The organism is Cytobacillus kochii (genome assembly GCF_020171845.1).
In the GTDB taxonomy this organism is placed as follows: Bacteria; Bacillota; Bacilli; order Bacillales; family Cytobacillaceae; genus Cytobacillus; species Cytobacillus kochii.
The window spans coordinates 262,613-288,436 of record NZ_JAIVAM010000005.1 but is presented as its reverse complement, the minus strand read 5'-3'; the positions used below and the strand labels follow the sequence as shown (position 1 = coordinate 288,436).

Sequence of the window (25,824 nt, the reverse complement as noted above, 5' to 3'; positions counted from 1 at the left end):
AGGAGGGTGCATATGTATATTATTCATAACGGTGTGATTGTACTTGAAGATAGAATGCTAGAAAAACATGCAGTATTAGTAGAAGAAGAACGGATCAAGGCGATTGTAAAAGAAGATGAACTCACTTCATTTACCAATGTTGAAAGAATAGATGCAAACGGGGGTTATATTTCTCCAGGATTTATAGATATTCACTCTGATTATATTGAATCTATCATCTCGCCGCGACCGACAAGTATGATGAATGTCCAAATGGGCCTGCGTGAAGCAGAAAAGATCCTCATTGGACACGGGATTACAACGATGTTTCATTCACTTTCTTTCTACCGGGAGGATATTTTCACCCATAAGCCGATGCGCTTACCAGAAAATGTACAGAAATTAGTCGAAGCGATTACGGAAACATCCGAGCAGCAACATCTTATTCGCCATCGCCTACATGCTCGTTTTGAAATAGATAATCTGGAAGGTGTCGACCGTTTAATAGAGAACCTCCGTTCAGGTAAAATTCACCTGCTATCTTTTATGGATCATACACCAGGTCAAGGTCAGTATCGCAATTTAGAAGTTTTTCGTGAAACGATGCGTGGTTATCGTGATTTAACTGAACAGGAGTTAAATCGTATTATCCAAGACCGCCTATCTTCAAAAGTGATGACGATTGACATGATGAAAGAGATTGCTGAAATAGCGATAGGGCAAGGGGTTAGCGTTGCTTCACATGATGATGACCATAAAGGTAAGATTGACCTCGTCCAATCCATTGGGACCACAATCAGTGAATTTCCAATTACATTAGAGGTTGCTAAAAAGGCGAAGCAGAGCGGTCTATATACAATCGTTGGGGCGCCCAATATCCTTTTAGGCGGCTCGCACTCAGGCAATTTATCTGCAGCAGAAGCGATTCGCCATCAATGTGCAGATATTTTATGTAGTGATTATTATCCATCGGCCTTACTCCATTCTATCTTTACGCTCCATGATAAGTATGATCAGAACCTCCTAGATATGTTCCAAATGGTCACTTCAAAGCCAGCGAAGGCAGTAAACCTTGATCATGAAATTGGTTCTATCAAACCTGGCTATAAAGCGGATTTACTCATCATTGAGAAATTGGATGATGGTTTTCCAACTGTAACATTAACAATGGTTAATGGTGTTGTGATAACGACAACGAATTACCGAAAAAACCCGGCGATGGAGGAGGTAATACGATGACATTCTTAAAAATTGAAGGTCTGGAGAAGAATTTTCAAATTGTGCATTTAGGTCAGACGATTCATGCTGTGCAACAGTTGAACTTCTCAATGAACCAAGGTGAATTTATCGGGATCACGGGCAAAAGTGGCAGTGGGAAATCAACGATCTTAAAAAGTATTTATCGCACATATTTACCTGAAGCGGGGCGGATTTATTTTGACTCAGAGAAATATGGATGGATTGATCTGCAAAAAGCGTCAGAAAGGGAGATCATCTATTTACGAAAATATGAAATTGGGTATGTGTCACAATTTTTAAATGTCATGCCACGAACAACCGCCCGCGAATTAGTAGAGCAATCTGTTTTGGAGACGGGGCGGTCATTATTAGAAGCACAAAAAGAAGCAGAGGAAGTGCTTTCTCATTTTGAACTTGATCGCAAACTATGGGATACGTACCCTAATACGTTTTCAGGTGGGGAAAAGTTAAGGTTAAACATCGCCATCGCAGCCGTTAAAAAGCCAAGGCTACTCCTGTTAGATGAGCCAACAGCAAGTCTTGATCAACAGTCCAAACAAAAGGTGAAAGAAGTGATTCAAAAGTTAAAGGAAAGTGGGACAACATTGCTAGGGGTTTTCCATGATATCGAATTTATGGATGAATTATGTGATCATATTTTTGAAATGAGCCAGCAATCGTTCAAAAGGGCAGGAGCGGCGTTATGAGGAAGGCGGATTTACATGTTCATAGCGATTTTTCAGATGGCGCAGATTCCATTCAAGTGGTTATGGAAAAAGCTGCAGCGGCCGGTATCACACATATTAGCATCGTTGACCATGATACGGTAAAAGGGCAAGGGGAAGCCTTGAAATGGGCCGAAACATATCAGATTCAGCTTATTCCTGGGATTGAAATTTCCACATTTGATTTCAAAAGAAACCGAAAAGTACACGTACTAGGCTACCATTATGATGCTAACAAAGGGCATATTTTAGCATTATGTAATGAAGTGCTTAAGCGGAGACAAGCCCATTCCATTTGGCAAATTGGGCAAATTCAACAGCAAGGCATCCATTTGTCTATAAAAGCAATATCGCAAATCGCCTCACCAAGTGAGACGATTTATAAGCAACATATTATGGCGGCCATTACGTCAGAACCTTACGACTCAGAAGCATATAAAAAGTTGTATCGTTCACTGTTTAAAGGAGGGGGAGTAGCTGCTGGGGATATTGCTTATGTGGACGTATATGATGCCATTCGAGCGATTAAAGCAGATGGTGGATTTGCTGTAATTGCCCATCCTGGTCAACTTGATTCCTATGATCTGATTGAAGAGCTTGTAGATAGTCAGATTGGATTGGATGGTGTTGAGCGTAATCATCCTGATCATAGTGAAGCGGATCACCAAAGAATTGATATCCTTATGGCAAGGTATGGTCTTCTTATGACAGGTGGTTCAGATTATCACGGTGCATTTGGTTCATCAGTCCGTATGGGGGACTATGAGTCGCCTCTAAACCGATTGTTAACTGATTATTTGGTTTGTAAATGATTAGTGAAAGCCGGTATATTTCGTGTAAAAAGACAGTAAATTCAGTCTTTTGTGTAGATTATTATGCTTAAATTAAAGTGAAATAAGTTAAATCGTAAATAAAGGGAGTGAATGAAAATGGGTAAAAAATCATATGGTTGGTTGCTGCTTGTATTATTGACTTTGTTACTTGGTGCTTGCTCAGAAGAAGGAAATAGCGAGGCTTCTGCAAGTGATGATGTTGTCGATATTGTTTGGTATCCAAGTGAATCAGGATCAGATATGAAATCATCAAGAGATGACATTGGTGAGGTAATTGCTGATGCAACAGGTCGTGAAGTGAAGCACCATTTAACAACGGATTATGCGATTTCTATTGAGACAATGGTAAATAACAATGCGGAGCTCGCTTTTATGGGTGCACAAGGTTATATAGAAGCGAAAGAGCGTAATGACGCTATTGAACCATTAGTTGTTTCAACAGGAGAATCAGGCACGTTAGACGATGCCGTTTATCATAGCTGGTTAGCTGTCAATGTTGATGATGTAAATAACTATAAAGAAAATGGGGAATTTTCTTTAGATACAATTGCTGATAAAAAAATGTCATTTGTATCAAATAGTTCCACATCAGGATTTAAAGTACCTGCCTCTGATTTGATTGCCCATTTTAGCGATAAAAGTTTAACAGAAGAAGATTTAATGGAAGGTGGTCCATTATTCTCTCAGGTATTATTCGGCAATTCACATCAAGGGTCTGCGGTTAATTTGTTAAAGGGAAGTGCTGATGTAGCAGCTTTTTGTGATACATGTGTAGAAAATTATGTTGAGCTTGTGGAAGGCGAAGCGAATCGTCCGGGTTCGATTTATCGCGTAAAAGATAATGCAGCTGAGCCATTTAGTCTTGTAAAGGGTAAAGAATTTGTGCTCATTAGTGTCACACCGGTTTTAAATGCACCTTTTGTTGGCAATATCGACCTTTTAGGGGAGGATGGTTTTAAAAAGCTACAAGACTACTTATCGAGTGACGAAGTAGCAAATAATGAGAAAATCTTTGTTCCTGAGGGTTCAGATCAATCGGCTTTATTCTTTAAATCTGGTGAAGAAAGATTAGCGCCAGTGGATGATGAATGGTTTAACCCGATAAGAGAGCTATCTAAGTAATCTATGAGGAGGCGAAATCCTTTGGCATTATTAGAAATAAGGGGACTAAATAAATCCTATCAAGATCACCGTGTACTAACAAATATCGATTTTACTGTTGAAACAGGTGAATTTTTATCGGTTATTGGTCCATCAGGAGCCGGAAAATCAACCTTATTGCGATGCATCAATCGCTTAGTGGAAGCGGATAGTGGCGAAATCCTTTTTAATGGGGAAAACATTCTTACACTTGGCAGAAAGTCATTGAGAAAAGAAAGAGCCAATATCGGGATGATCTTTCAACATTATAATCTTGTCCCACGTTTAACAGTTATCGAAAATGTACTTCATGGGCGCTTCGGATATAAGTCAACTTTACAAGGAATGTTCGGTATTTTTAGTGAAGAAGAAAAAGAAAGAGCTTTCTATCTCCTAGAGAAGCTGGGCATCGCTGAACATGCTTATAAACGCTGTGACCAACTAAGTGGAGGACAACAGCAAAGAGTAGGAATTTGCCGCGCACTTATCCAAGATCCGAAGCTCATCTTATGTGACGAACCGATTGCGTCATTAGATCCTCATTCTTCCAAGGTTATTATGGATTATCTGAAGTCTATTACCGAAGAAATGGGTATCACTTGTATCGTTAACCTCCATCAAGTCGAGGTAGCCCAATCCTATTCGCATAGAATTATCGGTTTAAATAAAGGACATTTAGTTTTTAATGGGCCAAATAGACAATTAGACACTCATCATATTGGAGAAGTCTATGGTATGGATACAAGAGAGCTTATAACGGTATGAGGAAGGCGAATATGTTAACAGATCAAAAACGATTAAGTAGAAAATGGCAACATCTCTTCTTGCTGATTATCGTTTGTTGCTTCACATGGTTATCGATTGAGATGGTCCAATTTGACTTTTATCAAAGCTTGTTAGCTATTCCAACAGCTGGTCTATGGATGGTTGAAAATTTATGGATTACGGCGGATACTTGGCGTGAGTTTCCTGACATTATGTTGAAATTGGTAGAAACCATTCTCATGTCAGTAGCTGCGACAACGATAGCGGCATTCATTTCTTTCTTCCTCGGAATATCAGGTTCAACAACGACGAGGCGTAATGGATTAATGGCGGGTTTATCTAGAGGGATAGCTTCTGTCGCGAGAAATATCCCTGTCGTAGCATGGGCGTTAATTCTTCTACTCTCATTTGGACAAAACTCACTAACCGGATTTCTTGCTCTATTTGTTGGTACAGTTGGCTTTTTGACGAGAGCGTTTATGGAAACGATTGATGAAGTGGGCTTAAAGCCTTTTGAAGCCTTAACGGCGACGGGGGCCACATATTTTCAAGTCATCTCTAAAGCTGTTATTCCACAGGCATTACCACAAATGTTGAGTTGGATGTTGTTTATGATCGAAACGAATATAAGAAGCGCAACTTTGGTTGGCATTTTGACAGGTACAGGTATCGGCTATACATTTGACCTGTATTATAAGACCTTAAATTATGAAGCGGTTGCGCTGGTGACATTATTAATTATCCTTACAGTCATCGCCATAGAACTCACATCGAACCGTATCAGGAAGGTGATCTTATAATGGGAATAGCCTATATAAAGCGAGATAAAACGGGTCGAATTAATATAAAAATAGGCAATAAGGTTGACTATACATTAAAGGCGATTCTATGGAGCCTCGGCATTGTAACTGTTGCTGCCTTCCTTTTTTTTGACTATACCGGCTTTCAGTTAACTTCCGCATTAAAGGAGACAATGACGAATTTACAGACAATGTTCCTTACGCCAGCTTTAACTCACTTTTCTTGGGGTGAAGCGTTGTATCAAGTTGGTGTTACATTAGCATTAGCCGTTCTATCGACAGTAATTGGAGCCGTAATTGCCTTTTTCCTTGCATTATTATCAGCGGAAAACTTATCAAATCAAGGTATAGCTAAAGTGATTAAAACGTATGTCGCGTTCATACGAGCAGTTCCAACGGTTTTATGGGTTTTGATTTTTGCTATTGCAGCTGGATTAGGGAGTACGGCAGCTGTTCTAGGCATGCTGTTCCATTCCGTAGCCTATTTGGTAAAAGCTTTCTCCGAATCATTTGAGGAAGTGGATAAAGGGGTGCTTGAAGCGTTACGGTCGACAGGTGCTGGCTGGTGGCAAACTATCGTTCATGCAGTTTTACCATCTACAATGACTTATCTTTTATCATGGACATTTCTTCGTTTTGAAATCAATTTTTCAGTTGCTGTTGCAATGGGGGCGGCCGCAGGGGCAGGTGGCATTGGCTTTGAACTCTTTATGGCATCGGGATTCTACTTTGATTTAAGAGAAGTTGGTTTTATCACCTATTGTATTCTCCTTGTTGCGATACTATTAGAACTTGCGTCGACACAGCTTAAAAAACACTATTTCCCAAGTCAACATTAAAAGGCTGCCTTACATAGACAGCCTTTTTTAAGCTTCAAAGCTTTTTTTACCTGGTGCTTTCATACGGTAAACTTGAAATAATAATAATGCACAAACGGAAAGAATCATTCCTGAAATATAAGGAAATCCAATCGAAACAGTAAATAATAACCCGCCGAGAGGAGGACCAAGTATTCTTCCTAAGGAATCAAAAGAGGATAAAAGCCCTGTTATATTGCCATGCGCTCCTTTTGCTGATTTTGTTAATAGACTTGACACTGCAGGTCTTATCGCGCCATTGCCCATTCCGAAAATTGTAAGGAAGATTGCCGCGGTTAAGAAGGTATCTAATGTTAAAATAAGCCCCATACCAATCACACTGACGATTATGCCCCCTTGAATGACTGCTCCTTCTCCATATTTCTTAGAGAGCCTCCCGACTAACCCGCCTTGAACAAGAGCAGAACCGAAGCCCATTATCATAAAAATGATACCTAGTTCTGTTGGCTGTAGCCCTGCTTTTTGAAAAGCAAAATAAGCAAAGGTAGCCTCTAATCCTGCAAGAGACAGAGATACACACAGATTCAAGATAAATAAAATGGAGGTCGTGCCTTTAAACGCTTCCCAAAATGAAGGACGCTCTCTACCTTCGCCTGTACCTGTTGCAGGTAACGATTCTTTTAAAACAAAAAGGACGAAAAGACTCGTAATTAGCGAGAGAGTTCCTGCTACATAAAAGGGTGTACTTAAACTTGCTTGGGAAAATACCCCACCTATTGCTGGGCCAAATATAAAGCCTAAACCTGTTGCAGCGCCAATCATCCCCATGCCTTTTGCACGGTCTTCCTCTGTCGTGATATCAGCAACATAAGCCATCGCTGTTGGCATATTTGCTGCAGACAGCGTTCCTCCAATGATGCGTGCGACAAATAACATCCATAATTCACTAGATAAAGCCATTAAGAAGAACGAAAGTGAGAGACCTAATATGCCGATGAGCATGACTGGTTTCCTGCCATAACGATCAGACACACGTCCCCATAATGGTGCGAAGATAAATTGCATAAGTGAATAAACGGCCATTAATAAACCTAATTGCGAAGGGGTTGCCCCAATTTCTTCTGCATAGAATGGTATAACCGGAATAATGACACCAAATCCGGACATAACGAGAAACATAACAGCAAACAAAATAGGTAAAGCTTTTTTCTTTTCGATCACAAAAGTCACTCCAATACTGATAACAGCTCTATAACATAAATATCATAAGGGCAGAGAAAAAGAAAGTGCTGTAGGAAATCAAAGTTATATACCTCTATTATGTCCAGTAATGCAGGATTTAGTGCAGATAATAAGAAGTATCTATTAATTATTATTCTTATAAAGTGATTTGGTGAGAAAATCTTTTACTAGCATAGCTTCTTGTGCATTCAGTCTATTATGAACCAATTAAATAAGTTAAAAGAACTTTTTTTAGAAAACTATAGATTTTTTTGTATAAATATACTATTATATTGAAAATACAATATTTTGATATTTCTTATAATTATAGGGAGGTGCTAGAATGAGTAAAGCTCAGAATAGAAAAGTATTAATTGCTAGCCTTGTTGGAAGCTCGATTGAATGGTTTGATTATTTTCTCTATGGTACGGTTGCTGCTCTTGTATTTAATGAATATTTCTTCCATAGTGATGACCCAACAGTCGGCTTAATGTTGGCATATGCTTCATTTGCGTTAGCATTCTTTATTCGACCACTAGGTGGAGTAATCTTCAGCCATATTGGTGATAGGGTAGGGAGAAAGAAAACATTAGTATTAACATTAACCATTATGGGTGGATCTACTGTATTAATGGGCTTCTTACCAACGTATGAAACCATTGGTGTCATGGCACCTATTCTGCTGATTATTCTTCGTCTTATCCAAGGAATTGGACTCGGAGGAGAGTGGGGTGGAGCTGTTTTATTAGCTGTAGAATATGCCCCAAAGGAAAAACGTGGATTATTCGGTAGTGTCCCACAAATGGGGGTAACTATCGGTATGCTTCTTGGAACTATTGCGCTGTCTATTATGACATTATTACCTGAAGAGCAGTTTCTATCATGGGGTTGGCGTGTTCCGTTTATCATGAGTGCATTACTCGTCTTCTTTGGTCTTTGGATCCGTAAAGGAATCGATGAAACACCATCGTTTAAAAAGGCACAAGAAAGTGGAGAGATTGCTAAAATACCAATCGTTGAAACATTTAAAACCTCTTGGAGAGAAGTACTCATTTCAGTAGGAGCAAAAGTAGTAGAAACCGCGCCGTTTTATATTTTCGGTACGTTTATCGTTTCATATGCAACGAGCGAATTAGGCTTTTCAAGAACAGCGACCCTAAATGCTGTGACAGTAGGAACCATTGTAACAACTATTCTTATTCCTATCATGGGGAGTCTTTCTGATAAGATCGGTAGGAAGAAACTCTATATTGGTGGTACAATAGCAATGGCTGTTTTTGCTTTCCCTTATTTTTGGATGTTACAGCAAGGAACGGTTACTTGGCTTGTCATTGCAACTGTCTTAGGATTAGGGATTGTCTGGGCACCGATTACAGCGGTCTTAGGAACAATGTTCTCAGAAATTTTTAAATCAAATGTTCGTTATACGGGTATTACATTAGGTTATCAAATTGGTGCTGCGGTAGCAGGTGGAACCGCGCCATTAATCGCTACTGCATTACTTGCCTACTTTAATGGTTCCTATGTACCGGTGGCATTATATATTATATTATGTGCTGCGATTTCTCTCATTGCCATGATTGCTGTACGTGAAAAAAGTAAACAAGAATTAGATCAAGATGTAGCCATGTAGTAGATTGTTAATTTAAAAGCTCGGTACGTCATCGTATCGGGCTTTATGAGATGTGGTCAATAGTTGTAAGGGAGATGTTTTTATGCTTGTTTTATCAGAGAAAGAAATTAAAACATTATATGTAATGAAAGATGCGATTGAGGATATGGAAGCAGCACTTGTTGCTCATCATCAAGGTAAAATCGCGAGTCCACAAAGAACTGTTTTAGATATTCCTTCAAAAAAAGCATCGGCATTATATATGCCTAGTGCAATGGAGACAATGAAGAAAGCTGCAGTAAAAATAGTCACAATCTTTCCTGAGAACCCTAAAGAAGGGTTAAAAACAACCCAAGGTGTCATCTTGTTATCAGATACAGAAAACGGTACACACGTGGCTTGTCTGAATGCATCTTATTTAACTAGATTAAGAACGGGAGCGCTTAGTGGCGTCGCAACAAAATACTTAGCAAAAAAAGACGCAAAATCTGTTGCCGTGCTTGGTTGTGGTGCAATGGCAGAGGAGCAACTACAAGCTGTATGCGAAGTCAGAAATATTGATCATATATATTTATATAACCGTACAAGGGAAAGAGCGGAGAACTTTTATAACCGAATGAGAGAGATCCTGCCAAATTATAAAGGGAAAGTGGAAGTGGTAGCAGATCCTGATGATGCTGTGAAACGGTCTGATATTGTCAATTGTAGTACACGAGCAGTGGAACCAATATTCAAAGGAGCTAGTTTGCAGCAAGGCACACATATCAATGGCATTGGATCTTATTTACCTAATATGCAAGAAGTGGACGTTGAAACATTAAAACGAGCGAGTAAAGTGGTTGCTGATACGATAGAAGGTGTAAAAGAAGAAGCTGGTGACTTTATTATTCCTAATAATAAAGGTGATTGGCAATTTAATGAGCTACATGGAGAGCTTACAGAATTAGCAGCACATACCATTAAGGGAAGAGAATCAGAGGAAGAAATTACTTTCTTCAAATCTGTTGGAGCTGCTTATTTTGACTTAGCAGCTGCAGCAGCTGTATATGATAAAGCCAAAATACAGGGAATTGGTACAGAAGTAGAGGTTTAAGCGAAAGAAAAAGATGAACCGTCGTATAGGTTCATCTTTTTCTATGGATTTATTTAATTCCTCGCATTTTTTTCTGGATTTTTGGTGCAACCAAGAAAAGAACGAGTGAAAGGACAATGGATAAACCACCAATAATACCGAAATAAAGTACTTCTGTTTCAGCTGAATAAAATCTAACCACTTGTGCATTGATGGCCTGAGCTGCTGCACTTGCTAAGAACCAAAGGCTCATTGTTTGTGCAGAGAATGCAGTTGGAGCTAGTTTTGTCGTTGCTGATAAACCAACTGGTGATAAACAAAGTTCACCAAGTACAACAATAAAATAACTTAATACTAACCAAAGTGGGCTTACTAATGCACCGTCTGCAGCGAAATATCCAGGTACAAGAATAACGATAAAAGAAAGACCTGCAAATAGTAATCCGAGAGAGAACTTTTGTGGAATCGTAGGTTGACGATCACCAAGCTTCACCCATAACCAAGCAAACATTGGTGCCAATACAATAATGAATAAAGGATTAAGAGATTGGAACCATGCTGGGGAAATAGTAATTCCCATAAATTCTAAATCCGTACGATTGTCTGCATAACTGGCTAAGATTGTGGAACCTTGCTCTTGAATTGCCCAAAACATAACTGCTGCAATGAACAAAGGTATATAGGCAATTAATCTTGAGCGTTCCACATCTGTCGTTTTCTTACTTCTGTACATAACAGTAAAGTATATAATTGGAATTCCTACTCCTAAAATTCCGACAATAAAGACAAGACTTTCAAATGTTAAATATCCAGTAGGAATACCTACAGCAACTAGAATAGCAACAATAAGGATACCTAATCCTATTTGTGTAAATACTCGTTTCTTTTCATTTGGTGCTAATGGGTTAGGTACCTGAGTACCTGCTAGACCTAAATATTTTTTCTTAGTTACTTGGAAAGTGACTAATCCAACAAACATACCAACCGCAGCCACACCAAATCCAAGATGGAAACTTGTATCCATTAGTGAACCAACGATTAGAGGAGAAAGGAAACCACCAAGGTTAATTCCCATATAGAAAATACTGAACCCTGCATCACGGCGACTATCATTTTCGCTATATATATCACCTACAACACTTGATACATTAGGCTTTAATAAACCAGTTCCCAAGACAATTAATACCATGGATACAAAGAACATGGCAACGCTTCCAGGAATAGCCAATGCGATATGTCCAAGCATAATAAGGATTCCGCCATAGAAAATAGCTTTAGAAGTACCAAATATTCTGTCAGCGAACCAACCGCCAATGATTCCAGACATGTAAACAAGTGAACCATATATAGACATTATAGATAAAGCCGTTGTTTGACTAAGACCTAAACCGCCTTGTGAAACTTCATAATACATGTAGTAAACAAGGATGGCTCTCATTCCATAGTAGGAAAAGCGCTCCCAAAATTCAGTGAAAAATAGTGTGAATAAACCTTTAGGGTGTCCAAAAAATCCCTTCTGAGGCACACTATCGACAATACGTTGTTTGTCGTCAGACATATAACTTCCTCCTTTTTTTACTTATACTATAATAATGTTTTTCAGATTTTTGTCAAATCAAAGATAAGTATATTTTAGCCATGTGAACGTATAAATATTGATTTAATGGGAATGATCCTTTTTGAAAAAATTATATTAAGATTATTCGGATAATAAAATAATAATGTTTTAGGGAGAAGTATAATAGGTGGACTTTATCAAAAAGTCTAATCATGTTAATTACATTTCAGCAAATTTTGGTAATTATATGTAAATTCTGAAGACCCTCAAGTGGGAACTATAAACCATTGATAGTATTTTCTGCTTAAATGATTCTCATACTTTCATTTATTCACTTTCAATAGACCTCCCTAAGGGCATGAAAGTATCGTTCCCTTTAATATTTTTTATAAACAAATAGGAGGTAGGAAGGTTTGTGTTTACATGTATTCTGTAATTGAATACATGTAAACGAAATAAGTGTGCAAGTTTACGTTATTGTTTACATTCGATTTTTCATATGTGTACAAGTGTGCAAAAGTGTATACATCTTGTTATATCAACATGTATGCTTGTTGTGTATTCTTGTAAACATTAAAGTATACAAGTATGCGTAATTTTGCTGTTTGTTTACGTTTTTACGATTTGGTAACTTTTCACCCTGTTTCATTGCTTATTACTTCATTCTCTATTACTCTTAAACTATTAACTCAAATTTATGAGAATGAAAGGGTTGGATAAGAGATGACGAATACAAGAATTGCGGCTGTCGATGTTGGTAATGATTCGCTTAAAGCTATTTTTGGTAAGGTAGAGAACGAGCTTAATTTACCGAATGTCGTAGCAAGAGATATTGAGGATAGACCAGTCATTGGAATTGAAGAGCTAAATAGTAAGGATCCGCTAGATGGCATACATATTCGTGTCCACTCCCCTGCTTTGAAAGAGAATAATGCAATCTATCGTGTTGGGCATTTAGCAACCAAAAGTGATAACGCGTCAGAGCTTGATCCAGGCAGTAGTAAATCTGAAGAAGATCAAACATTGGTCATGTTATTTACAGCATTGGCATTGGATGCAGTTAACGAAGAAAAAGGAGCTACATTTAAGAGATCTGGTAATGTGGTGGATGCGAATTATTTATTAGGTACAGGCCTTCCATTGAGAGAAGCTAAAGAAGGTAAAGATTCAGGTTATCGTTCTAAATTAATGGGGTCTGTTCATCAAGTTGAATTTTTAATTACGCCTAAATATCAAGGGATAAAGGTTAATATTAAATTTGATGATGTTAAAGTTTATCCTGAAGGCTTTGCTGCATTCATTAATTTGGTGATGGACAATCAATTAAATATTATTAATAAAGACTTAATAGATAAACGCATACTTATTCAGGATATTGGTGGTTTATCAACAGATATCGCAGTTATTAAAGATCGAAATGTGGATGATGATAAAGCTCAAGGCTTTAATTTAGGTGTGTCTGAATCTTTAGAAGCGATTAGAGAAGAAATAAGATCAAAACATGGTATAGAGCTTGATAGCCGCCGCGATGTCGTAGAGATTATTACAAGAAAAAACAATCGCAACCATATTATGGTTAAAGGTAGCCGCACAAGCGTTCATGACATTACAGATCGCATTCTTTTAGACTTAGCGAAGAAGCAATACCGTTTATTAAGAAACGTATGGCAAAAAAATTCGCAAACCGAGATATGCTATTTTGTTGGTGGAGGCTCCATCGTCCTAAAAGATTACCTCAAGACATTGAATAATAATTTAGATGGCTTTAACATCGACTTTTTTGAAGATGAAAAAGAAAGCATTTGGATGATGGCGAATGCCTATTATAAATTGGTTGCAGATTATGCAAGAAGAACAAATAAAGATAAGCAGGATAAGAAACCTGTTAAATCAAACTAGGTGAGTTTTGATGAAAAAACCAGCTTCTTCGGAATTGAAAAGGGGTCAGTCAATTTCATTCCGAATACCATCTGATACACCAGATTATTTACTAAAAGAGCTACAAAGGTTAAAAACAACAGAGAGAAGAAATTTTTCTAGTAAGGTTGCAGAAATTGTCCTTGCGGGAGTCAATCAAAATAAGAGTAATGAGAGAGAAGCTATTACGATTCCACTTCCGAAACACTTAACAAAGGTTCAAAAGGATTGGCTAAAACATGAGCATTCTGAGGCACTACTCGGAAGTATTGTGTACCAGCTTATTTCCGACCCACTCAGAGCTACAGCATTATTAGCCTCTTTAAATAGTGGCTCAGCTAATATCGATGAAGCATTATATTTGCAAGAAGAATCAGGAGTTACCCCTGTTGATGAATGGCAGGAAACTGCTGCTGCGGAAGAACCTGCTGACGATGCGACGTTTGAAGATGAACTAGATAGTTTCGATTGGAATCAAGCGAAGAAAAACGAACCAGAACCACATAAGGAAGAAGCCGAAGAAGATATTGATGATTTATTAGGTGGTTTTTTGTCACATATGAATAAATAGCAGGAAGGTTGCCGACGTGGGTGGGCAACCTTTTTGTTATTTTTGAACCCATGTTGGGCGGGCCTGTGAAGATATGTCTTTAATTAGGGAACAAGAGAGAGAGAATCGCGACTAAAAAGAGAGCTTTCCAAGAAATAAGTAGCGAAAAGGAGAGAATCGCGACTAAAAGAAGAGCTCCCCAAGAAATAAGTAGGGAAAAAGGAAGAATCGCGACTAAAAAGAGAGCTCCTCAAGAAATGAGTAGGGAAAAAGGAAGAATCGCGACTAAAAAGAGAGCTTCCTAAGAAATAAGTAGGGAAAAAGGAAGAATCGCGACTAAAAAGAGAGCTTCCTAAGAAATAAGTAGGGAAAAAGGAAGAATCGCGACTAAAAAGAGAGCCTTCCAAGAAATAAGTAGCGAAAAGGGGAGAATCGCGACTAAAAAGAGAGTTTTCCAAGAAATAAGTAGCGAAAAGGGGAGAATCGCGACTAAAAAGAGAGTTTTCCAAGAAATAAGTAGCGAAAAGGGGAGAATCGCGACTAAAAGAAGAGCTCCCCAAGAAATAAGTAGGGAAAAAGGAAGAATCGCGACTAAAAGAAGAGCTCCCCAAGAAATAAGTAGGGAAAAAGGGAGAATCGCGACTAAAAAGAGAGCTCCTCAAGAAATAAGTAGCGAAAAAGGAAGAACCGCGACTAAAAGAAGAGCTCCTCCAGAAATAAACAAAGTAAAAAGGAGTGTGCCGCAAGTCTGAGTAACTAAAAAGTTAAAAATCAAGTCACTTGAAAAGAATTTAAAGAATATTAGCACTTATCAACAGTTGTCCACAATAAAAAGTGGATAACTTAAAAAGGTGAAATGGATTCAAAGGAAGAAGTTATTTATATCACGGAGAAAAGCTATTAAACCAAGCGTTTGTTCGTATGTGTATAACCCTGTGTATATATATGGTTTATCCACAAGTTAATGTGTTTATTGTGGATAATAAGTTTTTGTTGCCCTTTTTCATTTTTTTTCATCCGTTTGGAAACAATACGAAGATGAAAATGAGGAGGGATGAGGAGTATGAAATACGAATGCATCATTATTGGTGGTGGAATCGCAGGGTTACAGGCAGCGATTCAATTAGGTCGTTATAAACACCGGGTGTTAGTGCTTGATGATAATCAAGGTCGATCGTCAATCTGTCAAAGTTATCATAATATATTAGGTTATCCTAATGGCGTAAGCGGCCCTTATCTTAGGGAAATCGGGAGAGCGCATGGAGAACAATATGGTGTTCATTATCAAGATGAACGAGTGGTAGACATTGTATACGAGGAAGAGGAGTTCATTATTTACACAAGAAGTAATAAGCAATATAGAGGCATGCGGTTATTACTTGCCACAGGAATAATGGACCATATTCCCCCTTATGAATCGCTCGGCCCATGTCTAGGTTTGACTGTGTACGTGTGTCCAGACTGTGATGGGTATGAGGTGAAGGATAAAACAACGGTTGTGATGGGTTCTGGGAACACGGGTGCTAATATGGCATTGACGCTTGCTTATTGGACGAATTCAATAATATTCGTTAATGATGAGAAAAAAGAAGTTTATCCACAAACTTATCAACAGTTAGAGAAATTAGGAATAGAAGTGATTGAAGAAAAAATAGCGGAAGTATTGGCAGAGGACTCATCGTTTCGGGGGGTTCGATTGGAATCTGGGCAGGTGGTAGAAGGTGAGAGGGGTTTTATTGCTTATGGAGGGAATCAGGTAAAATCAGACTTAGCAGCAAAATTAGGTGTAGAACGTTTAGGTAATCAGCATATTATAACGGATGGGCGCTCGAAAATGACGAATGTCCCTCATGTTTGGGCTGCGGGTGATGTTGTGGCTCATTCAGAACAAGTGACAATTGCTATGGGTGAAGGCTCTCAGGCGGCCATATGGATTCATAAATCATTAATTTATCGTTAGTAGAAGGTGAGGAATGGGATGTGACTTGGTGGAAAAACGCAATTGCCTATCAAATCTATCCGCGAAGCTTTCAAGATTCAAATGGGGACGGCATTGGGGATATTCAAGGCATTATTCAACGTTTATCATATTTAAAAGAACTTGGGATTGATTTGATTTGGATTTGTCCGATGTATCAGTCTCCTAACGATGACAACGGCTATGACATTTCAAATTATCAAGAAATACTAGCTGAATACGGGACAATGAATGACTTTGATCAATTATTAGAAGAAGTGCATCAAAGAGGTATGCGACTAATTATTGATCTTGTTCTAAACCATACAAGTGATGAGCATGCATGGTTTATAGAGTCGAAAGCTAGCAAGGAATCGAAAAAACGAGATTGGTATATTTGGAGAAAAGGAAAAGATGGGCAAGAGCCGAATAACTGGGCCAGTATATTTGGTGGTTCTGCATGGACGTTTGATGAAAAAACAGATGAATATTATTTGCATATATTCTCAAAAAAACAACCAGATTTAAACTGGGAAAATCAAGCGGTGCGTCATGCACTATACGATACAGTCAATTGGTGGCTAGAAAAAGGAGTAGACGGCTTTAGAATTGATGCGATTAGTCATATCAAGAAAAGCCCGGGATTACCAGACATCCCTCCAACTAATAAAGAGACATATGTTCCTTCCTTCTCGAAGCATATGAATCAACCTGGAATCCATGATTGGCTTTTAGAATTAAAAAAAGAAACGTATGGGAAGTACCCTGTCGTTACGGTTGGGGAGGCAAATGGGGTTAGTGCAGAGGAGTCTCTTCTTTGGGTTGGTAAAGATCAAGGAAAAATGGATATGGTTTTTCAATTTGAGCATCTTGGTTTATGGGATGCAGAAGAAAAACCAGTCCTGGATATCATTGCTCTGAAAGAAGTATTAACAAAATGGCAAGTCGCGCTAGCTTCAGATGGTTGGAATGCTCTATTTCTCGAAAATCATGATAAGCCAAGAATTGTTTCAACTTGGGGAAATGATAAAGATTATTGGTATGAAAGCGCCACAGCCTTAGCATGTATGTACTTCTTTATGAAAGGCACCCCCTTTATTTATCAAGGCCAAGAAATAGGCATGACGAATGTGCACTTCGAAGGGATGTCCTCCTATTATGATATCCTCACTCATCATTTATATAAGGACAAACAACAGAAAGGTTGGTCACACAAAGAGATTATGAAACTCATCTGGGCTTCTTCTCGTGATAATAGCCGTACACCTATGCAGTGGAGCTCTGATTCAAACGCAGGTTTTACGGAGGGCAAACCATGGATGGAGACAAATGAGAATTATACAAAAATCAATGTTACCCTCCAAAAGAATTCAAATCATTCTGTATTGCAATTTTACAAAGATATGATCACTTTAAGGAAAACTCACGCTACTTTTATTGAGGGTGAATATAATCTTCTTTTTCCAAATCATAAACAGATTTTTGCTTATACAAGAGAAGATGAAGAACAGAGGTTTCTGGTTATAGTAAACCTGTCTGAGTGTAGCGTAACTGTAAATTTAAATCACCAACTTGTCAGGGATAGTGCAAAGCTATTATTATGGAACTATCAAACACAAGGCGATCTATCGCTATCTAAGAAAATGAAACTCCGTCCATATGAAGCTAGAGTTTATCGAACATAAGCAAATATAAATATATTTTTTCGTTATTTCTAGGAGATGTAGATGAATGGCAAAAGGAAAAACAAATGCGATGCGGTTATTAGATCAGTCGAAAGTAAGCTATGAGATCATGACTTATGATGTCGCGGATGGAAAAATAGATGGTCTTTCGGTGGCAGAAAAAACGGGGAAATCAGGTCAAACGGTTTTTAAAACATTAGTGACAGCGGGTGCAAGTAAGCAAAACTATGTCTTTGTTATTCCAGTCAATAAGGAACTGGATATGAAAAAGGCAGCTAAGGCGTCAGGTGAGAAAAAAATTGAAATGATTCATGTGAAAGATATTCAAAAGATAACCGGCTATATTCGTGGCGGCTGTTCACCAATTGGTATGAAAAAACAATATCCTACCATTATCGATGCATCAGCAAAAGATTTGAAAAGTATGATTGTTAGTGGGGGTAAATTAGGTACTCAGATAGAATTAACGTTGCAAGACCTCATTAAAATGACAAGTGCAGAATTATACGAGATCGCTCAATAAAATACCAAATGCCTCAGAAGATGTTACTGCAGGCATTTTTTTGTTTTCTGCATAGGGATTATCGTGAATTTCTAAAGAGGTGTGAGGCCAAATAGTCATTTTTCACATAAGATGTGCATGAGGTGATTAATATGAGTCATTTTAACGTACATGAACCAAAAGGTATGAAAGGGAAGCTGTTAAAAAATATGGATATAGGTACATTCCAGCAAACGCCCCCTTCTTATAAACCGCCAAAAAAAATGCCAAATCTACCTGAAGAACAACCTGAATTCATTTTGAAACAAATTTGTGTGAAAGGCTTATACCGTATTCACTGTATGGCGCTTAAAAATGGAGAACAACTTTGGTTTTGTCCAACCTTCATAAAGGGCCAAACGTTGTATGGGTGGAGGTTTTATCGTAACCGATGGATCTTTTTAGTTATACATCTATCAAAGGTTCAATCAATTCAATGTATATAAAAACGCCACCTGTTAGGAATGACAGGTGACGAAAATTTATTTCCCGAGAAAGAATAACGGGTTAAAAAATAAAATGAGCAACCAAAGTAATAATTGGTAAAGCAATAACTGTTCTCAGAATAAAAATGAGTACTAAATCAAAGAAAGATACAGGAATTTTAGAACCTAGTAGTAATCCGCCAACTTCAGACATATAAATGAGCTGTGATACGGATAGAGCAGCGATGACAAACCGTGTCATTTCACTTTCAATTCCTGCCCCCATGACAGAAGGTAAAAACATATCTGCAAACCCAACGAATAATGTTTCAGATGCGGCAGCAGCTTCAGGTAGTCCTAAAAGCTCCAAAATAGGAATAAATGGAATTCCTATCCAAGTGAAGATAGGCGTATATTCAGCTAAAATTAACGCGAGTGTGCCGAGGGCCATAACAATCGGTGCAACACCCATCCACATATCTAAAATATTTTTAAAGCCATCGGTGAAGAAAGCCTTAACATCTTTATTTTTCTTTGCTCTATTAATCGCAGAATCAATACCCCAAGTAAAAGAATTATAGCCTTTAGGAATGTCCTCATCGGCTTCATTTGCTTTCTCTTTATAATAAGTATCCGCTTTTCTTGAAAGTGGTGGGATACGAGGCATAATAAATGCTGCAATAAGCCCTGTTGCTAGTATGGTTAAGTAGAAAGGAATAAAGTAATCCCCCAAACCAACTTGAGAAATAATAACAAGACTGAAAGTGATAGACACAACAGAAAAGGTAGTTCCGATAATAGCCGCTTCTTTTTTTGTATAATAGCCTTCTTCGTACTGCTTACTTGTTAAAAGCACTCCGATTGTGCCATCTCCAATCCAAGAGGCAACACAGTCGACTGCTGAACGACCTGGTAGTTTGAAAAGTGGTCTCATTACCTTGGTAAGTAAAGAACCAAATAACTCTAGTAGACCGAAATTGACTAATAACGGCAAAAGTAAGCCGGCAAATAAAAATACACTAAATAAAACGGGCAATAGATCAAATAATAAAAGTCCACCAGTAGCTGTAGACCAAACTGCTTCAACTCCCCATTGGAGATATGTTAGAACAGCAAATACAGCCCCGATAAAGCGGACAATTACCCATCCATATGTGACATTGAATAGGTTATTTAAAAAGGGTGAGTTTTTGAATATAGCAGGAGATATCTTGGCAATCAAAGTTCCTACTAAAGTAAGGACAATAATAACGACCATAATAAGTGGAATATATCCATTTAATAAATCCTGTATCCAGCCGGATAATATAGCGATAGGAATTGTTACCTCCCCATCAATACTAATAGGAATCATAAAGAATAAGATACCTAGAATTGACGGAATGAGGAAGGTCAACATATCCGATAATTTATATTTACGCATCAGTTGATGTCTCCTTCTAATAAAAATAAGTCAGACTACATTTTAATTCATTCTATATTAATTGCCAACCTTATACTTAAAAATGGTAGAGATGTTATTCTATTGTCAATTTTAATAATTGTCAAACTAAAAGGGGTGAGACTTAGTAAAATTATGTTAAAATGTTTGCAGATGACGTGATTTTTAAAGAAGCAGGTGGGAAGTAGATGTTCAATTATCGATTGTATTGGACGTTTGCCAAAAAGTCTTTTCTTCGTTCGGCTGTGTACCGGTTTGATGTCTGGTCTAGACTCGGTTCTAATGTGATCTTTCTTTTAATGTGGGGTTCTATCTGGACAGCGTTATATGCGGGTAGAGAAGAGGCTGGTGGCGTCAGTTTTCAAGCAATGCTTACATATATTGTAGTAAGTCAATTTCTCTCAGGTGTAAACGGGGCTGGGACTCCTCTCTGGGAAATACAAGAAAAAGTGCGTACTGGTGATATTTCATTAGAATTAATGCGTCCTTTTGATGTACCTTTACGTTATTTATTCGCAGACTTTGGCAGTGTGTTTTTCTATATGATTACTGCACTATTACCTTTGTATATTATATTATTTTTCTTCATGGACCTTTCATTACCTAACGATCCACTTATCTGGTTAGCTTTTTCATTTGCCGCTTTTATTGGGTTTTTAATTCGTTATTGTATTGAAATGGCCTTTGGATTATTAACTTTCTTTCTAGTAGAAACCGGCGGAGTGGAGGATATCTTTTATTTTGCGATGTCATTACTATCTGGTTCGGTTATTCCATTGTGGTTTTTCCCAGGTTGGCTCGCGAGCTTTGCCTCATACTTGCCCTTTCAAGGTATTTATTACATACCAAATGCGATCTTTATTGGTGAGATTGCAGGATATCAAATCCTTACTTCTATTGGGGTTCAGTTGTTTTGGGTGGTCGTTACATATATCTTTTTAAGATTAGTATGGAATAAAGCATCGCAGAAGGTTGTTGTTCAAGGGGGATAAGTACATTCATGAGATATATTGATTTATATTTTAAGCTTGTTGCTGCTGGTATAAGGGCCCAGCTGCAATACCGATTTGCCTTCTTTATGAGGATTGTAGGGATGCTGACCTCGTATGCAGGAACGGCGATAACGATGTGGGTAATGCTTTATCAGTTTCAGGAGTTAGGTACATGGAATTTTTATGAGATGTTATTTTTATTTGCGATAGCTGTGCTCTCTTGGGGATTTTGCATTATTTTATTTTTCCATTTTCGTAGTCTTGATACATACATTTTGAACGGTACATTTGATCGTTTCTTAGTGCGACCGATTAATCCTTTTTTTCACTTTATGGCGATGAAATTTGATGTGGCATCCTTTGGACAGTTTATTTTTAGTATCTTTATTTTTATTTGGGTAAGTGTAGAATTACACATTCATTGGACCATTGCTAATGTCCTGTTTTTATTGGCCGCAGTGATTGGTGGAGTCCTTATACAAGGTGGCTTGCTCGTGATTATCTCAGCTTTTGCTTTTTGGACAACGAAATCGGAGCAATTTTATTGGGTAGTAATGTATCCAGCAAGAAACTTAACGAATTACCCATTAGTCATTTATCCAAAAATGGTGCAATGGTTTACGGCGTTTGTTGTTCCTTTTGGTTTTGTGAATTATTTTCCTGCAAGCGTTATCTTGGGTAAAGAAACGCCATACTTTCCAGAAAATATTGGTTATTTTTCACCATTGGTTGGTATTGTTTTCTTCATTATTGCCTATTACATTTGGATGCTAGGACTCAGCCGTTATAAGAGTACGGGCTCATAAAGCGTAGTGAAGGTTGGCAGTCATAAACAGAGTGGAGGGTAAAGAATGGCTATCATAGAAGTAGATCAGTTGATGAAAGAATTTAAAGTTGCGAAACGTGAGACCGGCTTTCTTGGTGCCATGAAAAGTCTGGTAAAACGTGAATTTTATACGAAGCATGCGGTAAAGGATGTAAGTTTCACTGTGGATAAAGGAGAAATGGTCGGCTATATCGGGCCTAACGGTGCAGGGAAATCAACAACGATTAAAATGTTAACCGGAATTCTTGTGCCTAGTGGAGGAACGGTTAAAGTAAATGGCATCGTTCCTTATGAAAACCGCCAAGCAAATGCAAAAAATATAGGTGTTGTCTTTGGGCAAAGAACGCAATTATGGTGGGATTTACCAACGATTGAATCATTCGAATTATTAAAGGAAATTTATCAAGTTTCGCATAGCCGCTATAAAGAAAATATGGATACATTTACGGAAATTCTTGGGTTAGATGAGTTCATCAATACGCCAGTCAGGCAACTTTCGTTAGGTCAGAGAATGCGTGCTGACATTGCCGCTTCCTTACTGCATGATCCTCCCATTTTATTCTTAGATGAACCAACGATTGGGTTAGACGTAGTGGCGAAAGAACGCATGCGTACATTTATAAAAGAAATCAATAAAGAACGCGATATTACAGTTATTTTAACCACCCATGATATGGAAGATATCGAGCAACTTTGTAAAAGGATGGTATTAATTGATCACGGGCAGAAAGTGTATGATGGAGAAATGGCTGTAGTGAAAAATCGATTTGGGAAAATTCGTACTCTTGTAGTAGATCTAGAACAACATTCTAAGCCATTGACGCTTGAAAAAGCAGAAGTGTTTAAAGAAGAAGCAGGTAAGTATTGGATACGCTTTAATCGAGAAGATATATCTGCTTCGGGTGTTATCACGCAAATTACACAAACACATAATATTAAAGATTTAACTGTCGAAGAGCCTGAAATTGAATCAATTATTAGTCGTATTTATCAAGAAGGCTTTGACGGTGTTGAGCAACCTATTCCTGTTAAAAGTGGGTCATAAAAGAAGCTGAGTAGAGGTATGCCTCTCTCTCAGCTTACGTTTGACTGATATTTAATTGCTTTGTAGCGAGTTGTACGTATAAAGGGTGTGATTGCAGCAATTCAGCGTGTGTCCCTTTTCCTGTGATTTTTCCATTTTCGAGAACAATAATTTGGTCGGCATCAATGATAGTTGACAGTCTGTGTGCAATGACGAGTGTTGTTCGGCCTTTCATTAAATTTTGGAGAGCTGATTGTACGAGTTGTTCGGATGAACTATCAAGATTCGATGTGGCTTCATCTAATAAAAGAATTTTTGGATCACGAATAATGGCCCTAGCAATGGCAATGCGTTGGCGTTGTCCACCAGAGAGTTTAATTCCTCTTTCCCCTACATCAGTGTTTAAACCATTTGGCAATCTCTCTATAAACTCTGCTGCATGAGCTTGTATAGTTGCTTGCCGTAATTCCTCTTCACTAATTTCTCTTTTCGTGCCATATGTTAAGTTTTCTCGAATCGTGCCAGACATCAGCGGGCTCTCCTGAGAAACATAACCAATTTGTTCCCGCCAATTTTCAAGAGCATACTCGTCTGCAGGATGACCATTTAATAGAATAAGGCCACCATTAGGTTCATAAAAGCGTTCGAGCAGAGCGAATAAGGTTGTTTTACCGCTACCACTTGGACCGACAAATGCCGTCGTTTTTCCAGCTGGAATGTGTAAATTGATATCTTTAATGATCTGGTCCTCTTTATATGAGAATTGGAGTTGGTTAAAAGAAATCTCCTCTGGATGAATTATCCCTTTTGTTCCTTCATTCATATTCTCAGTAGGTGTATTTAACATATCCTGAATTCTTTCTGTTGCACCCATTGCTTTTTGATAAGCAGTAAAGAAGGAAGCCATTTGGGTAAATGGAACAACAATCTGGAACATATAAATAATAATAGCTACCAATGAACCTGCAGATAATTCCCCTGAAGCGACTCGTACACCGCCGTATCCAATTAGGACAACAAGAACAAACATCATAATAAAGGTCATAAATGGTGAGACGACAGCCTGGATTTTTGCTTCCTTTAAACCAAATTGGAATAAGCGCTGAATGTTTTTATCCCCTTTTTCAATCTCCGTTTTTTCAGCTTGATAAGCCTTCACAAGTCGAATATCTGATAAGACCCGACCAAGATTACTTGTAAAGTCAGCCATTTGATCTTGGGTAGATAAAGAGACTTTATATATTTTTTGCCCGAGCGGCATAATTATAAGAACGGCTAATGGAACAGCAATAAGCATGATGAGTGTCATTCGCCAGTCAATCATTAGTAGAATAATAATTGCCCCAATGATTGAAATCATTCCCGTTATAAAAGTAATAATATGTTGGGTAATCAACGTTTTTACTATATTTGTATCTTGTGTGATGCGGCTCATTGTTTCTCCTGATTGATGCTTATCAAAGAAAGGAATTGGGAGATGGATGGAATGTTCCCATAGTTTCCTTCGTAAAGAAGCAACCATTCTCTCTCCAATATAAGTCATTAAATAAAAGGAGAAACCTGAGGCAATTGTTTGGATAATGAACGCGCCTCCTAATAATGCAATGAGCGAAAGTTCAAGGCGAGATGTAGCTAACTGGTCGACCATATTAGCTGTGAATAATGGAACGACCAATCCTGCTGCGGTTTCAAGTAGGCTGAGTAGCAAAGCAACAATTATGATCCACTTTGGTACATTTGCGCCTTTTAATAATGACCACAGACTAGTCGTTTTCTTTTTTGTCTTCAATTTTTTCCATTCCTTTCTTTTCTAGATAAATGGAGATAGCTTGGGCAAGCCATTCTTCTTCTTCCACTGTAAATGGAGAGGGGAAAAGAACAGGAGCTTCGGCAAGATGGCGATCAATATCGTCATTTACTTCTGTTATGCGGAGAATGATATCCTCTATATTGGGATAAAGGTCATAGAGGATATCCCAAATGGCTGCAACCACTGTTTGGACATGCTCATCATTATGATCAGTGCCCACCAACTTTTTTATGTTTGCAAATTCTTTAGCGACTCGTTTGTTTAGTTGTTGTTGTTTTTCATCAGAAATATTGTAGATATCTTGAATCATATGCTCAGGGATAAAATTCCTCATCCATTCTTTATGCTCCGCCTCCATTTGAATGGAGTTAATAAGCATAATGAAAATATTGGGATCAACTGTTTGATTTTCTTCTAAAATAGAAAGAGCATGGTCTAATGTTTTAATCATATGATTTATTTGCTGTCTTTTGATAACGAGCTCTTCTCGTTGAAACGAAAGAGATTGTCGCAGATCCCACTCATTGTTGTTGAGAAGTTTCTGTATTTTATTTAATGGATAACCCAAGTATTTTAAAGTAACAATCTTTTGAACTGTTAATATTTCGTTTGTAGAATAATATCTATCACCTGTTTTGCTAGTGCGTGCGGGCTTTAATAAGCCAATCTCATCATAATAATGCAATGTACGAATGGTCGTATTTGTTTTCTTAGCAAACTCTCCAATACGGTAATAATCATTTGTCATAAGAGGCCCTCCTTATGTAGTATTATAAAACCTCACGTTACGTTAGATACAATGGTAAAAATAAAAAACTTATTCGATGTTGCTCAACATAATAACTGGTCGAATTTATGGGGGCTTTTCTCTTCACTTATTGGAGAACTAGATGT

The 25,824-nt window shown here is 38.0% G+C and carries 23 protein-coding genes; 18 read left to right on the top strand and 5 right to left on the bottom strand.

Annotation, left to right across the window (positions count from 1 at the left end):
- Positions 1 to 12: 12 nt before the first annotated feature.
- From phnM to LCM23_RS10335, 7 genes are all read left to right on the top strand, one after another.
- Positions 13 to 1,218, top strand: coding sequence for a phosphonate metabolism protein PhnM (gene phnM / locus LCM23_RS10365; protein ID WP_224936874.1), 1,206 nt, complete (start codon positions 13 to 15; stop codon positions 1,216 to 1,218).
- Entirely contained in the window at positions 1,215 to 1,925 is a 711-nt protein-coding gene (locus tag LCM23_RS10360) for a phosphonate C-P lyase system protein PhnL (RefSeq protein ID WP_095371454.1), read from the top strand. The genes phnM and LCM23_RS10360 overlap by 4 nt, the downstream gene beginning before the upstream one ends.
- The gene (locus tag LCM23_RS10355; RefSeq protein WP_224936873.1) at positions 1,922 to 2,755 is read left to right on the top strand and encodes a PHP domain-containing protein; all 834 of its coding nucleotides are present in this window, start codon (positions 1,922 to 1,924) and stop codon (positions 2,753 to 2,755) included. The genes LCM23_RS10360 and LCM23_RS10355 overlap by 4 nt, the downstream gene beginning before the upstream one ends.
- A gap of 117 nt (positions 2,756 to 2,872) precedes the next feature.
- A complete protein-coding gene (locus LCM23_RS10350) occupies positions 2,873 to 3,898 on the top strand; it encodes a PhnD/SsuA/transferrin family substrate-binding protein (protein WP_224936872.1) in 1,026 nt (341 codons plus the stop codon).
- Positions 3,899 to 3,919: 21 nt separating this feature from the next.
- A complete protein-coding gene (phnC, locus tag LCM23_RS10345; RefSeq protein WP_224936871.1) occupies positions 3,920 to 4,681 on the top strand; it encodes a phosphonate ABC transporter ATP-binding protein in 762 nt (253 codons plus the stop codon).
- An 11-nt stretch (positions 4,682 to 4,692) separates the two neighbouring features.
- Complete coding sequence (gene phnE, locus LCM23_RS10340; RefSeq protein WP_224936870.1) at positions 4,693 to 5,481, top strand: phosphonate ABC transporter, permease protein PhnE; 789 nt, start codon at positions 4,693 to 4,695, stop codon at positions 5,479 to 5,481.
- The gene (locus LCM23_RS10335) at positions 5,481 to 6,320 is read left to right on the top strand and encodes an ABC transporter permease subunit (protein WP_224936869.1); all 840 of its coding nucleotides are present in this window, start codon (positions 5,481 to 5,483) and stop codon (positions 6,318 to 6,320) included. The genes phnE and LCM23_RS10335 overlap by 1 nt, the downstream gene beginning before the upstream one ends.
- Before the next feature lie 27 nt (positions 6,321 to 6,347).
- Here the strand turns inward: LCM23_RS10335 and LCM23_RS10330 are convergent, their stop codons facing one another.
- Entirely contained in the window at positions 6,348 to 7,517 is a 1,170-nt protein-coding gene (locus LCM23_RS10330) for an MFS transporter (protein ID WP_224936944.1), read from the bottom strand.
- A gap of 346 nt (positions 7,518 to 7,863) precedes the next feature.
- Between LCM23_RS10330 and LCM23_RS10325 the strand changes: the two genes are divergently transcribed.
- Together LCM23_RS10325 and LCM23_RS10320 are read left to right on the top strand one after the other, a co-directional pair.
- Positions 7,864 to 9,153, top strand: coding sequence for an MFS transporter (locus LCM23_RS10325; RefSeq protein ID WP_095371459.1), 1,290 nt, complete (start codon positions 7,864 to 7,866; stop codon positions 9,151 to 9,153).
- Between the two features lie 82 nt (positions 9,154 to 9,235).
- Positions 9,236 to 10,225 (top strand): ornithine cyclodeaminase family protein, encoded by a 990-nt coding sequence (locus LCM23_RS10320; RefSeq protein WP_224936868.1) that lies wholly within the window; start codon positions 9,236 to 9,238, stop codon positions 10,223 to 10,225.
- A 49-nt stretch (positions 10,226 to 10,274) separates the two neighbouring features.
- On the opposite strand, the gene LCM23_RS10315 is transcribed toward LCM23_RS10320, so the two are convergent.
- Positions 10,275 to 11,762: a peptide MFS transporter gene (locus tag LCM23_RS10315; protein WP_224936867.1), complete on the bottom strand. Its 1,488-nt coding sequence runs from the start codon at positions 11,760 to 11,762 to the stop codon at positions 10,275 to 10,277.
- 723 nt (positions 11,763 to 12,485) lie between these two features.
- On the opposite strand from LCM23_RS10315, the gene LCM23_RS10310 reads away from it, so the two are divergent.
- The 6 genes from LCM23_RS10310 to LCM23_RS10285 all read left to right on the top strand — a co-directional run bounded on the left by LCM23_RS10310 (position 12,486) and on the right by LCM23_RS10285 (position 18,858).
- On the top strand, positions 12,486 to 13,661 hold the full coding sequence (locus tag LCM23_RS10310) for a ParM/StbA family protein (RefSeq protein WP_224936866.1): 1,176 nt from the start codon (positions 12,486 to 12,488) through the stop codon (positions 13,659 to 13,661).
- Between the two features lie 10 nt (positions 13,662 to 13,671).
- Positions 13,672 to 14,250, top strand: coding sequence for a hypothetical protein (locus LCM23_RS10305; protein ID WP_224936865.1), 579 nt, complete (start codon positions 13,672 to 13,674; stop codon positions 14,248 to 14,250).
- A 1,042-nt stretch (positions 14,251 to 15,292) separates the two neighbouring features.
- On the top strand, positions 15,293 to 16,189 hold the full coding sequence (locus LCM23_RS10300) for an NAD(P)/FAD-dependent oxidoreductase (RefSeq protein WP_224936864.1): 897 nt from the start codon (positions 15,293 to 15,295) through the stop codon (positions 16,187 to 16,189).
- Positions 16,190 to 16,209: 20 nt separating this feature from the next.
- A complete protein-coding gene (locus LCM23_RS10295) occupies positions 16,210 to 17,871 on the top strand; it encodes a glycoside hydrolase family 13 protein (RefSeq protein ID WP_224936863.1) in 1,662 nt (553 codons plus the stop codon).
- A 46-nt stretch (positions 17,872 to 17,917) separates the two neighbouring features.
- Entirely contained in the window at positions 17,918 to 18,394 is a 477-nt protein-coding gene (gene ybaK, locus LCM23_RS10290; RefSeq protein WP_224936862.1) for a Cys-tRNA(Pro) deacylase, read from the top strand.
- Between the two features lie 131 nt (positions 18,395 to 18,525).
- Positions 18,526 to 18,858, top strand: coding sequence for a hypothetical protein (locus LCM23_RS10285; protein ID WP_224936861.1), 333 nt, complete (start codon positions 18,526 to 18,528; stop codon positions 18,856 to 18,858).
- A gap of 61 nt (positions 18,859 to 18,919) precedes the next feature.
- Here the strand turns inward: LCM23_RS10285 and LCM23_RS10280 are convergent, their stop codons facing one another.
- Positions 18,920 to 20,260, bottom strand: coding sequence for a YjiH family protein (locus tag LCM23_RS10280; protein WP_224936860.1), 1,341 nt, complete (start codon positions 20,258 to 20,260; stop codon positions 18,920 to 18,922).
- Between the two features lie 206 nt (positions 20,261 to 20,466).
- On the opposite strand from LCM23_RS10280, the gene LCM23_RS10275 reads away from it, so the two are divergent.
- Genes LCM23_RS10275 through LCM23_RS10265 form a run of 3 tightly spaced genes read left to right on the top strand, consistent with a single transcriptional unit; the run spans position 20,467 to position 23,141 of the window.
- On the top strand, positions 20,467 to 21,270 hold the full coding sequence (locus tag LCM23_RS10275; protein WP_095371470.1) for an ABC transporter permease: 804 nt from the start codon (positions 20,467 to 20,469) through the stop codon (positions 21,268 to 21,270).
- Between the two features lie 8 nt (positions 21,271 to 21,278).
- A complete protein-coding gene (locus LCM23_RS10270) occupies positions 21,279 to 22,076 on the top strand; it encodes an ABC transporter permease (RefSeq protein ID WP_095371471.1) in 798 nt (265 codons plus the stop codon).
- A gap of 45 nt (positions 22,077 to 22,121) precedes the next feature.
- Positions 22,122 to 23,141, top strand: coding sequence for an ABC transporter ATP-binding protein (locus LCM23_RS10265; RefSeq protein WP_224936859.1), 1,020 nt, complete (start codon positions 22,122 to 22,124; stop codon positions 23,139 to 23,141).
- 34 nt (positions 23,142 to 23,175) lie between these two features.
- Here the strand turns inward: LCM23_RS10265 and LCM23_RS10260 are convergent, their stop codons facing one another.
- A complete protein-coding gene (locus LCM23_RS10260; protein ID WP_224936858.1) occupies positions 23,176 to 24,909 on the bottom strand; it encodes an ABC transporter ATP-binding protein in 1,734 nt (577 codons plus the stop codon).
- Positions 24,884 to 25,678, bottom strand: a complete 795-nt coding sequence (locus LCM23_RS10255) for a MerR family transcriptional regulator (RefSeq protein WP_224936857.1) — start codon at positions 25,676 to 25,678, stop codon at positions 24,884 to 24,886. The genes LCM23_RS10260 and LCM23_RS10255 overlap by 26 nt, the downstream gene beginning before the upstream one ends.
- Positions 25,679 to 25,824: the final 146 nt, after the last annotated feature.

Coding starts and splice junctions, on each gene's coding strand:
- phnM (WP_224936874.1), top strand. CDS start 13: ATGTATATTATTCATAACGGTGTGATTGTACTTGAAGATAGAATGCTA.
- LCM23_RS10360 (WP_095371454.1), top strand. CDS start 1,215: ATGACATTCTTAAAAATTGAAGGTCTGGAGAAGAATTTTCAAATTGTG.
- LCM23_RS10355 (WP_224936873.1), top strand. CDS start 1,922: ATGAGGAAGGCGGATTTACATGTTCATAGCGATTTTTCAGATGGCGCA.
- LCM23_RS10350 (WP_224936872.1), top strand. CDS start 2,873: ATGGGTAAAAAATCATATGGTTGGTTGCTGCTTGTATTATTGACTTTG.
- phnE (WP_224936870.1), top strand. CDS start 4,693: ATGTTAACAGATCAAAAACGATTAAGTAGAAAATGGCAACATCTCTTC.
- LCM23_RS10335 (WP_224936869.1), top strand. CDS start 5,481: ATGGGAATAGCCTATATAAAGCGAGATAAAACGGGTCGAATTAATATA.
- LCM23_RS10325 (WP_095371459.1), top strand. CDS start 7,864: ATGAGTAAAGCTCAGAATAGAAAAGTATTAATTGCTAGCCTTGTTGGA.
- LCM23_RS10320 (WP_224936868.1), top strand. CDS start 9,236: ATGCTTGTTTTATCAGAGAAAGAAATTAAAACATTATATGTAATGAAA.
- LCM23_RS10315 (WP_224936867.1), bottom strand. CDS start 11,762: ATGTCTGACGACAAACAACGTATTGTCGATAGTGTGCCTCAGAAGGGA.
- LCM23_RS10310 (WP_224936866.1), top strand. CDS start 12,486: ATGACGAATACAAGAATTGCGGCTGTCGATGTTGGTAATGATTCGCTT.
- LCM23_RS10305 (WP_224936865.1), top strand. CDS start 13,672: ATGAAAAAACCAGCTTCTTCGGAATTGAAAAGGGGTCAGTCAATTTCA.
- LCM23_RS10300 (WP_224936864.1), top strand. CDS start 15,293: ATGAAATACGAATGCATCATTATTGGTGGTGGAATCGCAGGGTTACAG.
- ybaK (WP_224936862.1), top strand. CDS start 17,918: ATGGCAAAAGGAAAAACAAATGCGATGCGGTTATTAGATCAGTCGAAA.
- LCM23_RS10285 (WP_224936861.1), top strand. CDS start 18,526: ATGAGTCATTTTAACGTACATGAACCAAAAGGTATGAAAGGGAAGCTG.
- LCM23_RS10280 (WP_224936860.1), bottom strand. CDS start 20,260: ATGCGTAAATATAAATTATCGGATATGTTGACCTTCCTCATTCCGTCA.
- LCM23_RS10275 (WP_095371470.1), top strand. CDS start 20,467: ATGTTCAATTATCGATTGTATTGGACGTTTGCCAAAAAGTCTTTTCTT.
- LCM23_RS10270 (WP_095371471.1), top strand. CDS start 21,279: ATGAGATATATTGATTTATATTTTAAGCTTGTTGCTGCTGGTATAAGG.
- LCM23_RS10265 (WP_224936859.1), top strand. CDS start 22,122: ATGGCTATCATAGAAGTAGATCAGTTGATGAAAGAATTTAAAGTTGCG.
- LCM23_RS10255 (WP_224936857.1), bottom strand. CDS start 25,678: ATGACAAATGATTATTACCGTATTGGAGAGTTTGCTAAGAAAACAAAT.